Annotated in this window: 12 protein-coding genes; 1 reads left to right on the forward strand and 11 read right to left on the reverse strand. The window is 63.1% G+C overall.

The annotated features are described in order from the left end of the window. Window positions 1–29: 29 nt before the first annotated feature. The 7 genes from FJV80_RS08875 to FJV80_RS08905 all read right to left on the reverse strand — a co-directional run bounded on the left by FJV80_RS08875 (window position 30) and on the right by FJV80_RS08905 (window position 4,886). Window positions 30–332, reverse strand: coding sequence for a hypothetical protein (locus FJV80_RS08875; RefSeq protein ID WP_095770897.1), 303 nt, complete (start codon window positions 330–332; stop codon window positions 30–32). 120 nt (window positions 333–452) lie between these two features. After that, window positions 453–992 carry a MerR family transcriptional regulator gene (locus FJV80_RS08880; RefSeq protein ID WP_027046741.1) on the reverse strand — a complete coding sequence of 180 codons (540 nt, stop codon included), beginning with the start codon at window positions 990–992 and terminating at the stop codon, window positions 453–455. 211 nt (window positions 993–1,203) lie between these two features. Then, entirely contained in the window at window positions 1,204–1,527 is a 324-nt protein-coding gene (locus tag FJV80_RS08885; RefSeq protein WP_010915609.1) for an integration host factor subunit alpha, read from the reverse strand. A gap of 102 nt (window positions 1,528–1,629) precedes the next feature. After that, window positions 1,630–2,601 (reverse strand): beta-ketoacyl-ACP synthase III, encoded by a 972-nt coding sequence (locus FJV80_RS08890; protein WP_095770428.1) that lies wholly within the window; start codon window positions 2,599–2,601, stop codon window positions 1,630–1,632. 9 nt (window positions 2,602–2,610) lie between these two features. Then, the gene (plsX, locus tag FJV80_RS08895) at window positions 2,611–3,681 is read right to left on the reverse strand and encodes a phosphate acyltransferase PlsX (protein WP_019857626.1); all 1,071 of its coding nucleotides are present in this window, start codon (window positions 3,679–3,681) and stop codon (window positions 2,611–2,613) included. A 111-nt stretch (window positions 3,682–3,792) separates the two neighbouring features. Beyond that, window positions 3,793–4,341, reverse strand: a complete 549-nt coding sequence (locus FJV80_RS08900; protein ID WP_095770429.1) for a DUF177 domain-containing protein — start codon at window positions 4,339–4,341, stop codon at window positions 3,793–3,795. Then, window positions 4,341–4,886, reverse strand: a complete 546-nt coding sequence (locus tag FJV80_RS08905) for a ubiquinol-cytochrome C chaperone family protein (RefSeq protein ID WP_095791599.1) — start codon at window positions 4,884–4,886, stop codon at window positions 4,341–4,343. Before FJV80_RS08905 ends, FJV80_RS08900 begins: the two co-directional genes overlap by 1 nt. A 115-nt stretch (window positions 4,887–5,001) precedes the next feature. Here FJV80_RS08905 and FJV80_RS08910 point away from each other — a divergent pair, with 115 nt between their 5' ends. After that, window positions 5,002–5,517 (forward strand): outer membrane protein assembly factor BamE, encoded by a 516-nt coding sequence (locus FJV80_RS08910; RefSeq protein WP_027046739.1) that lies wholly within the window; start codon window positions 5,002–5,004, stop codon window positions 5,515–5,517. A gap of 231 nt (window positions 5,518–5,748) precedes the next feature. On the opposite strand, the gene FJV80_RS08915 is transcribed toward FJV80_RS08910, so the two are convergent. The 4 genes from FJV80_RS08915 to FJV80_RS08930 all read right to left on the reverse strand — a co-directional run. Further along, complete coding sequence (locus FJV80_RS08915) at window positions 5,749–7,890, reverse strand: sodium-translocating pyrophosphatase (protein WP_095770431.1); 2,142 nt, start codon at window positions 7,888–7,890, stop codon at window positions 5,749–5,751. Between the two features lie 262 nt (window positions 7,891–8,152). Further along, a complete protein-coding gene (locus FJV80_RS08920; RefSeq protein WP_142876141.1) occupies window positions 8,153–8,902 on the reverse strand; it encodes an ABC transporter permease in 750 nt (249 codons plus the stop codon). Then, on the reverse strand, window positions 8,899–9,837 hold the full coding sequence (locus FJV80_RS08925; protein WP_142876142.1) for an ABC transporter ATP-binding protein: 939 nt from the start codon (window positions 9,835–9,837) through the stop codon (window positions 8,899–8,901). Before FJV80_RS08925 ends, FJV80_RS08920 begins: the two co-directional genes overlap by 4 nt. After that, window positions 9,834–10,160, reverse strand: a 327-nt coding sequence (locus tag FJV80_RS08930) for an ABC transporter permease subunit (RefSeq protein WP_142876143.1), incomplete at its 5' end; no start/stop codon positions are given. The genes FJV80_RS08930 and FJV80_RS08925, both read right to left, overlap by 4 nt.

Raw genomic sequence — 10,160 nt, forward strand, 5'->3', positions numbered from 1 at the left:
CAACACTTGTCTTATGACCGAGAGCGCCCTTAGCGCCGGCTGAACAGCAGGCTGGCGACCAGACCAAGCACCACAAGCCCAACCGCGGCGGCCGCTGCCGGATGGTCACGAGCCGATTTCTCGACCACCCTGCCCTGTTTGCGGATTGCCGGCATCGCATCGCGCAGGCGTCCCGCGAGATCCGAATATGTGTCGAGCGCGGCATCGCGGCCATCTTCATAGTAGGCGCCACCCCGCTTTGACACCGCCTTGCGCAACGCCACGAGTTCTCTCGAAAGGGCCGCGACCTGCTTTTCGAGGTCGATGTCCGAAAGGGTCGAAAAAGATGCCATCATGCGTTTCCTTGTCTTGCCATGCGACGTCGTCTTGCTGAACGACGTCTTGCAGAAGGAAACGTAACGCCTCACCCCAAGGCGGGTTCCGGTTTCGAGGCTTCAGAGCGCTTCGCGCGGTCAGCGCACCTGGTCAAGCAGGCGCTTGCATTCCAGGAGGTCGAACAGCGCCTCCTGCAGCAGCGCGCGATTGTCGCGCGACAGTTTCGACGAGTCCGGCTGAACCGGACCTTCCTCATCGCTCTTGCCCAGACCGAAAAAGCGACGGCTCGGCTTGACCCTTGGCTGACCAACCAACTCGTCATCGCCGCCGCGCGGCTGCGCCGCCGGCGTCAGCGGCACCTGATCGGCCTGCTTTCGTTGCGAGATCGCCTCGACGGCGGCCATGTCGCCATTGCCGATTGCAACCAGGAAATGATTGCCGTTCTCGCGCAGCAACTTCTGCACGCCCTTGATCGTGTAGCCCTGGTCGTAGAGCATGTGGCGGATGCCCTTGATCAGTTCGACATCCTGCGGCCGGTAATAGCGACGGCCGCCGCCGCGCTTCATCGGCTTGATCTGGTTGAAGCGTGTCTCCCAGAAGCGCAGCACATGTTGTGGCAGGTCGAGATCTTCGGCGACCTCGCTGATGGTACGGAAGGCGTCAGGGCTCTTGTCCATGGGCGAAATCCTCACGCTGGAGCGTGATCCGGAACGGTCTTCAGCGAGATCAGTCTCAACAAAGAGACGCTCATTCCATTTGCGCGGAATGGATCATACGCCGAACACCAATCCGGCCATGCTGCCGAATCGGGCCTTATTTCAGCGGTTTGTGAAGCAATATTCAAGCCCGGCGTGATCGCGGGGCCGGTTTTCAACCGTACAATGAAGGCTATTTGCCGCCCTTTGCCTTGCTGTTCTGGTGAGAGCGCAAGATGCGGTTCTTCAGCACGTTGGACGATTTGAACGTCATCACCCGGCGCGGCAGGATCGGCACCTCTTCGCCGGTCTTGGGATTGCGCCCGATGCGCTCGTTCTTGGAGCGGACATGGAACGTCGCGAAAGACGACAACTTGACCGTCTCGCCACGCACAATGGCTTCGCAGATTTCGTCCAGCACGGCTTCGACCAGTTCGGCGGATTCAGTGCGCGACAGGCCGACCTTTCGGTAGACGGCCTCCGCCAGGTCGGCACGCGTAAGTGTCTTTCCCCCCATGCGACCGTCCCATCAGTTCAAAACGTAAAATCGGCACAACAACGGTAGAGCCTAAGTAATTGATCCGGCAAGGTCAAGGACCGAAACCGAGCCGTTCGGCACTTACCAGCGAACCAGAACGGCGCCCCAGGTGAAGCCGCCGCCCATCGCTTCCAGGAGGACGAGGTCGCCCTTCTTGATGCGGCCATCGGCAACGGCCACCGACAGCGCCAGCGGCACGGAAGCAGCCGAGGTGTTACCGTGCAGATCGACCGTAACCACCACCTTTTGCTCTGCTATCCCGAGCTTCTTGGCGGATGCGTCAATAATTCGTTTATTGGCCTGGTGCGGCACGAACCAGTCGAGATCGTCGGCCGATATGCCGGCGGCGGAGAAGGTTGCCTCGATGACGTCGGTGATCATGCCGACCGCATGCTTGAAGACTTCGCGACCTTCCATCCTGAGGTGACCGACCGTTCCCGTGGTCGACGGTCCGCCGTCGACGAAAAGCTTGTCCTTGTGCACGCCGTCGGAGCGCAGGCTGGCCGCGAGGACGCCGTGGTCGGCAATCGTGCCGGCCCCCTCGCCCGCCTCCAGGACAAGTGCCCCCGCGCCATCGCCGAACAGCACGCAGGTCGAGCGGTCGCTCCAGTCGAGGATGCGTGAGAACGTTTCCGAGCCGATCACCAGCACACGTTTGGCAAGCCCCCCACGGATGTAGAGGTCGGCTGTCGTGACCGCATAGACGAAGCCCGAACACACCGCCTGCATGTCGAAGGCGAAGCCGTGATGCATGCCGAGCCGGTTCTGGATCTCGACCGCTGTGGCCGGGAATGTGTTGTTGGGCGTCGACGTTGCCAGCACGATCAGGTCGATGTCATCAGGCGTCAGTCCGGCATTGGCAAGGGCGGCACGTGCCGCGGCCTCTCCCAGGGAAGCCGTCGTCTCGTCGTCGGCCGCGATATGACGCTGGCGGATGCCGGTACGCTGGGCGATCCACTCGTCCGAGGTTTCAACCATGCCCTCGAAATCGGCATTCTTCATGATGCGGCGGGGCAGCGCGGCGCCCATGCCGCGCACGACTGATCTGATCAAAGTTCTTTCCTATTCCTTCGCGTCGGTAACGACGTCGGATTTCCGGGATGACAGGGCACGCGGGTTGCGTGCATGAAACAGGTCCAGGTCGGCTTCGATGCGGTCGAGCAGATTGTTGCGCACCATGTCATAGCCGAGCTCGATCGCCGCGGCGAACCCGTCCGAATCTGCACCGCCATGGCTTTTGACGACAATGCCGCTCAGCCCCAGGAAGACGCCGCCATTGGAGCGGCCGACATCCATCTTTTCGCGCAGGCGATCGAAGGCGCCCTTGGCGAAGACATAGCCGATCTTGGCCATCAGGGTGCGGCTCATCGCGGCGCGCAGATACCCCGCGATCTGGCGAGCGGTGCCTTCCGCGGTCTTCAGTGCGATGTTGCCGGCGAAGCCCTCCGTGACGACCACGTCGACCGTACCCTTGCCGATATCGTCGCCTTCGACGAAGCCGTGATAGTTCATCGAGGCCATGTTGGCCTCGCGCAGCATGCGCCCTGCCTCCTTGACCTCTTCCTGGCCCTTGATCTCTTCGACGCCGACATTGAGCAGGCCGACGGTGGGCCGGGCAATGCCGAAAACGGCGCGCGCCATGCCGGTGCCGAGAATGGCAAAATCAATGAGCTGTTGCGCATCGGCGCCAATGGTGGCGCCGACGTCCAGAACCACGCTTTCGCCGCGCAATGTCGGCCACAATGCCGCGATCGCCGGGCGATCGATGGTGGCCATGGTGCGCAGGCAGAATTTCGACATCGCCATCAGCGCGCCGGTGTTGCCGGCGGAGATGCAAGCGTCAGCGGCACCTGACTTGACCGCTTCGACCGCCTTCCACATCGACGACTTCCAGCGGCCATGGCGCAACGCCTGGCTGGGCTTGTCGTCCATCCTGACCGCGATCTCGCAATGGAAGAATTCGCTCACCTCGGCCAATTTGGGGAACTTGGCCAGTTCGGGGCGCACAAGTTCCTCACGCCCGTAGATGACGAAGCGGATGTCGGGACGGCGAGTCGCGACCGTCATGAGCGCCGGAATGACCACGGCTGGTCCGTGATCGCCGCCCATGGCATCGATGGAAATCCTGATCACGCGGTATTCATCTCACGGTTAGGCGGCAGTCGCTTAGCGATCGCAAAGGTTCGGCGAAAATAGCGGTTTTGGCTTTTCGCACAACCGACTTTTCCATCGCGGGCGAGGTTTTCAGGATTTTCCCAGCAAGGATCGCAGTTTTTGCTGAAATTCATTCTCCGCCGCTTCGGTATCGCCGCCGGCATCCAGCGACGCGCCCGGCTTGCGCGGATAAGGGTCGATGGCCAGTCCGAAGAACTGTTCGGCTAGCGCCCCGACATCGATGGTGTCGCCGGAGAATGTTTCGGGGCTGTCGGGCCCGTCCGCATCGAGCAGGATCTCGCCACCGCCCTCGAACCCCTGCCGCCCAAGCTTGGAATCCTCGGGCAACAGCAGTGCCTCGACCGGCTCGTCGATATGCGCCTGGACGGGGTCGAGCGTGACGATGCAGGCCTGCGTGATATCGGCCTCGACACGGCCACTGACCTTGACGCCATTGCGCTTCCAGGAAACGACAAGGAGTTCGGCGCGATAGGCTTCGACCGACAGCAGCCCGTGCTCCTCGGCGAGCGCGGCGCGCTGGGCGGCGTCGGCCTCGATCACCACCGGCAGGCCCTTCTGCGGCAGCCGGGCGACATTGGCGAAAAAGGAAACTGGGCTTCGCGGATCAGCATGTTTCATCAAGCACCTCCCTTGGCGAGCGGAAACACCGCCGCGCCGGAAACGATCGATTCGGACGGCTGCGCGGCCAGCTGCCGGCAGGCGTCGGCGACATAGTCGGCCAATTGCGGCGCCTCCGGCCACGTGCCGGCATCGGGCCGGACATTGCGTGCAAGTGCCGCGGTCAGGCCGTCGCGATCGTTTCTTTCCAGCGCATCATCATAGGCGGCGGTGCGGCCATAGAACATCTTCGCCAGTTTCTTCATGCGCTTGGGCACGCCGACATCGCCAATGCCCAGTTCCCGCAGCGAATGATCGACGTCGAGAAAGAACTCGTCGATCAGCACCTGGGCGATCTCCTGCGCCACGCCGTCTTCGCCGCGCAAGCGATGCTGGAACAGGAACATATGCAGCGAAAGCATCTCGAAACGGCCGAGCGGCGTGTCCGGCACATTCCAGTGGGAATAAAATACGGTCTGCCGCGCCGCCGCCACGATTTGTGCGTAAAGCGCGTCCGTTATGGCGCGGTTGGCGTGGCGTTCGCGACCAAAAAGGCGCTGGAACATGGGGATGGTCTCCCGGGGACCGTTTGTTGAATTGGCCTTGTTGCATCGGCAGGCAAGCTGGTTTACCGGTTTTGCGGCCCAGCGCAAGTTGCGGCGATATAATGGAGAATTGTTGTTGCGCGCGCTGAATTTCAAGTCGACCTTCTCGTCCAGGCCTGCCGGCGCGATCTCGCTGCTGCTGGTCGTTTCGGCGCTTTCGGCGTGTCACACCAACAAGATGATCGGCGACCTCAATCCGAGCGAGACATTCACGCAAGGTTACGTCTACGACCAGCAGGCCGTCGATTCGGTGCCAGTCGGTTCCAGCCGTGAGCAGGTGCTTCTGGCGCTTGGCACGCCGTCGACCACGGCGACTTTCGACAACGAGGCATTTTATTACATTTCGCAGACGCGCAAGCGCTATGTCGCCTTCGATAAGCCCAGGCTCGTCGACCAGAAAGTTCTGGCGGTCTATTTCGGCGCCGATGGCCGCGTCACCCAGATCGCCAATTACGGCATGAAGGACGGCAAGATTTTCGACTTCATCTCGCGCACCACGCCAACTGGCGGCAAGGACCAGAACTTCCTCAGCCAGATCATCAACGGCGCCAGCAAGCTGGCCCCCGGCATCCCCGGCGGCGGCACTCCCTGATCATCAGACCCTGCTTCCCCTTGAGAAGCAGCACCATCTCAGGCGACCAAAAACCCGTGGGAGCGATCCCACGGGTTTTTGTTTGGCCAAGGCGAGCCACGCTGGCGAGGACGGGGCTAGCCGGCGTCAAATCGAGCGGATCTTCGGGTTTGAAGTGGCGGTGGAACCTGACGGAGCCAAACAAAAACCCGCAGGGATCGCTCCCCGCGGGTTTCTATCTGACGGCCAGGGTCAGCCGTGCGCGAGCACGGCCAGAAGCAGGAGCGCCACGATGTTGGTGATCTTGATCGCCGGATTGACCGCGGGGCCGGCGGTGTCCTTGTAGGGATCACCGACCGTATCGCCGGTCACCGAAGCCTTGTGCGCCTCGGTACCCTTGAGATGCTTGACGCCGTCCTTGTCGACAAAGCCGTCCTCGAACGACTTTTTCGCGTTGTCCCAGGCACCACCGCCCGAAGTCATCGAGATGGCGACGAACAGGCCGTTGACGATGACGCCGAGCAGCGAGGCGCCGAGGGCGGCGAAAGCCGAGGCCTTCGACCCCGAGATCAAGAGCACGCCGAAATAGACGACGAGCGGCGCCAGCACCGGCAGCAGCGACGGGATGATCATTTCCCGGATCGCCGCCTTGGTCAGAAGGTCGACGGCACGCGCGTAGTTCGGCTTGGAGGTGCCGGCCATGATGCCGGGATCCTCGCGGAACTGCTTGCGCACCTCCTCGACGATGGCACCCGCAGCGCGGCCGACGGCCGTCATGGCGATGCCGCCGAACAGGTAGGGAATCAGGCCGCCGAAGATCAGGCCGGCGACGACGTAGGGGTTGGAGAGATCGAAGGAAATCTCGCCCATGCCCTGGAAGTAGGGATATTTGTCGCCGTTGGCGGCAAAGAACTTCAGGTCGTTCGAGTAGGCGGCGAACAGCACCAATGCACCAAGACCTGCCGAGCCGATGGCATAGCCCTTGGTCACGGCCTTCGTGGTGTTGCCGACAGCGTCGAGCGCATCGGTGGAGTGGCGCACTTCCTTGGGCAGACCGGCCATTTCGGCAATGCCGCCGGCATTGTCGGTGACCGGGCCGAAGGCGTCGAGCGCAACGATCATGCCGGCAAGGCCGAGCATGGTGGTGACGGCGATCGCCGTGCCGTAGAGGCCGGCGAGCTGGTAGGTCGAGATGATGCCGCCGACGATGACGATGGCCGGTAACGCCGTCGATTCCAGCGAGACCGCGAGGCCCTGGATGACGTTGGTGCCGTGGCCGGTGACCGACGCCTGGGCGATCGAGTTCACCGGGCGCTTGTTGGTGCCGGTGTAGTATTCGGTGATCACCACGATCAAACCCGTCACCGCAAGGCCGATCAGGCCGCAGATGAAGAGGTTCTTGCCGGTGATGACCATGCCGGCGACCGTGCCGATCTCGCCCCAGCCAAGGCATACCGAGGTGGCGACGCCGAGGCCGGCGATCGACAACAGACCGGTGACGATCAGGCCCTTGTAGAGCGCACCCATGATCGAACCGTTGGCCCCGAGCTTGACGAAGAAGGTGCCGACGATCGAGGTCAGGATGCAGGCGCCGCATATGGCGAGCGGATAGAGCATCGCGGCGCCGAGAACGGCGGTGCCGCCGAAGAAGATGGCACCGAGAACCATGGTGGCGACGACCGTCACCGCATAGGTCTCGAACAGGTCGGCGGCCATGCCGGCACAGTCGCCGACATTGTCGCCGACATTGTCGGCGATGGTGGCCGGGTTGCGCGGATCGTCCTCGGGAATGCCGGCTTCGACCTTGCCGACCAGATCGCCGCCGACATCGGCGCCCTTGGTGAAGATACCGCCGCCGAGACGGGCGAAGATGGAGATCAGCGAGGCACCGAAGCCGAGCGAGACCAGTGAGTCGATAACGATGCGGTCATTGGGCTGCAGGCCCATGGGACCGGTCAGGATGAGGTAGTAGATCGAGACGCCGAGCAGCGCCAGGCCCGCCACCAGCATGCCGGTGATGGCGCCCGACTTGAAGGCGATGTCGAGACCGGCGGCCAGACTGTTGGAGGCCGCCTGTGCAGTGCGCACGTTGGCACGCACGGAAACATGCATGCCGATGAAGCCGGCAGCGCCCGACAGGACGGCGCCGATCAGGAAGCCGATCGCGGCGGTGATTGAAAGCAGCCACCAGGCGAGCAAGAGCACGACCACGCCGACGGTGGCGATGGTCGTGTACTGGCGCGCCAGATAGGCTTGCGCGCCTTCGCGGATAGCGGCGGAGATTTCCTGCATGCGTGCGTTGCCCTGGTCGGACGCAAGGACCGAACGTGTCGCCCAGATAGCGTACAGGACAGAAAGCAAGCCGCAGGCGATGACGGCGGAAATAATGGTCATTGCCGATTTTTCCTCGATTGTTGGCCCAAATGAACCCCTCCCTGGGCCGATGAGATAAAGATGGAATCCCGCGTACGGAATCCGCCTCTTCGCATCGGTGTATGCGAAACAGTGCCGCGAACGTCAAGATATTGTTCAGTTTTTGCCCGGCTTTCGCCCAAAAGACAAAAGTCGCGACGACCCTGCCTGGCGTGGCCCTCATTTAGATCGATTGAAATGACGCAAGGGGATCGTGCCGACAAAGCCATCAGCTTCCAAAGGACTACTCCGCCTCGCGCCCCATGCGCCGCGCCGCATAGCGCTCGATCGCCGACAATCCGTCGTAGATCAGCACGGCAAGCGCCGCCACGATCAGGCCGCCCTGCAGGATGAAAGCAAGGTTGTTGGACAGAAGGCCAGCAATGATCACCTCGCCCAGCGTCTTGGCGGCAACCGTCGAGCCTATGGTGGCGGTGGCCAGGCTGATCACCACCGAGAGCCTGATGCCGCCCAGGATGATCGGCGCGCTGAGCGGCAGCTCGACCTTGGTGAGCCTTTGCCAGCCGGTCATGCCCGCGCCGCGCGCCGCCTCGACGACATTGGCCGGCAGCGTCGTCAGCCCGGTCAGAGCATTCTCGAAGATCGGCAGCAGGCCATAGAGAAACAGAGCGATCAGCGTCGGCTTCTCGCCGAAGCCGACAGCCGGCACGGCGAGCGCCAGCACCGCCACCGGCGGGAAGGTCTGGCCGATATTGACCAGGCTGCGCGACAGCGGCAGGAATTCGGCGCCAGCCGGCCTGGTGACAAGGATGGCCAGTGCCACCGCAACGATGGTCGCCGCGACGGTGGCGATCAGCACGATGCGCAGATGCAGCAGCGTCAGCGTCAGCAGGCTGCCCTGATTGTAGATCACCGGCGCGTTGTTCTCGGTCAGCGGCTTGAGCAGGGGCTCAAACCAGTCCGGACTGGTGACGAACGCCACAAGCAACACCACCAGTGCAAGCCTGAGCAGCAAAGGCAGCCAGGCTTTCATGCCGGCCTCGCCGCCCGCTTGACCAGCCCATCCACCGTAACGCGGCCGAGCGGCTTGCCGTCGGCGCCTTTGACCGGCAGAGCTGGCCGGCCTGTCCACAGGAGTTCAGCCAACGCATCGCGCTGGCTGGCATCGCCGGGGATGGCTTCGCCCTCGGCGGCGCCGATCTCCACCGCGTCACGCACCCGTCCCAGCGACAGCAGCCTGAACGGCCTTTCGCTGGCGCCGACCAGGGTCTCGACGAAGCTGCTGGCCGGGTTTGCCAGGATCTCAGCGGGTTTGGCGTACTGCACGAGCTTGCCGGCATCCATGACGGCGATCTTGTCGCCCATGTGCACGGCCTCTTCCATGTCGTGGGTGACGAGGATGATGGTGGTGCCGAAGCGCTTCTGGATCGCCAGCAGATCTTCCTGCGCCTTGGTGCGGATGATCGGATCGAGCGCGCCGAACGGCTCGTCCATCAACAGCACGTTGGGTTCGGCGGCGAGCGCGCGGGCCACTCCGACCCGCTGCTGCTGGCCACCGGACAGTTCGTGCGGATAGCGCGGTCCGAATTCCTGGGGGTCGAGCTGGTAGAGTGTCATCAGCTCATCGACGCGCGCCTTGATGCGATCCTTGTCCCAGCCAAGCAGCACCGGCACAGTGGCGATGTTCTGCGCCACGGTGCGATGTGGAAACAGGCCGTGGCCCTGGATGGCATAGCCGATGCTTCGGCGCAGTTCGTAGCTCGGCACCGAACGATTGTCGGCGCCGTCTAGCTTGATGATGCCAGCGGTCGGTTCGACCAGCCGGTTGATCATGCGCAGCAGCGTCGTCTTGCCCGAGCCCGAGGTGCCGACAATGACGGCGATGGTACGTGGTTCGATGACCATCGAGACGTCGTCGACGACGGTGGTCGTGTCATAGCGCTTGGTGATGCCTTCGATCTCGATCATGCCGTGTCAACCCTGCGCTTGGTGGCGGTCATTTCGATCATTGCGTCGAGGATGATGGCGGCAGCGAAAGCGAGCGCCACGGTCGGCACCGCGCCGAGCAGCACCAGGTCCATCGCGGTCTGGCCAACGCCCTGGAAGACGAAGACGCCAAAGCCGCCGCCACCGATCAGCGCTGCGATGGTGGCAAGGCCGATGTTTTGCACCAGCACGATACGGATGCCGGTGAGGATCACCGGAAAGGCCAGTGGGAATTCGACGCCGAACAGGCGCTGGCGGTCGGTCATGCCCATGCCGCGCGCCGCGTCGTTGGCGGCGCGCGGCAC

The organism is Mesorhizobium sp. WSM4310, from assembly GCF_007003935.1.
In the GTDB taxonomy this organism is placed as follows: domain Bacteria; phylum Pseudomonadota; class Alphaproteobacteria; order Rhizobiales; family Rhizobiaceae; genus Mesorhizobium.

Excerpts from the sequence above, each read along its gene's own strand:
- FJV80_RS08875 (WP_095770897.1), bottom strand. The coding sequence starts at position 332 with ATGGCATCTTTTTCGACCCTTTCGGACATCGACCTCGAAAAGCAGGTC.
- FJV80_RS08880 (WP_027046741.1), bottom strand. The coding sequence starts at position 992 with ATGGACAAGAGCCCTGACGCCTTCCGTACCATCAGCGAGGTCGCCGAA.
- FJV80_RS08885 (WP_010915609.1), bottom strand. The coding sequence starts at position 1,527 with ATGGGGGGAAAGACACTTACGCGTGCCGACCTGGCGGAGGCCGTCTAC.
- FJV80_RS08900 (WP_095770429.1), bottom strand. The coding sequence starts at position 4,341 with ATGAAACATGCTGATCCGCGAAGCCCAGTTTCCTTTTTCGCCAATGTC.
- FJV80_RS08905 (WP_095791599.1), bottom strand. The coding sequence starts at position 4,886 with ATGTTCCAGCGCCTTTTTGGTCGCGAACGCCACGCCAACCGCGCCATA.
- FJV80_RS08915 (WP_095770431.1), bottom strand. The coding sequence starts at position 7,890 with ATGACCATTATTTCCGCCGTCATCGCCTGCGGCTTGCTTTCTGTCCTG.
- FJV80_RS08920 (WP_142876141.1), bottom strand. The coding sequence starts at position 8,902 with ATGAAAGCCTGGCTGCCTTTGCTGCTCAGGCTTGCACTGGTGGTGTTG.
- FJV80_RS08925 (WP_142876142.1), bottom strand. The coding sequence starts at position 9,837 with ATGATCGAGATCGAAGGCATCACCAAGCGCTATGACACGACCACCGTC.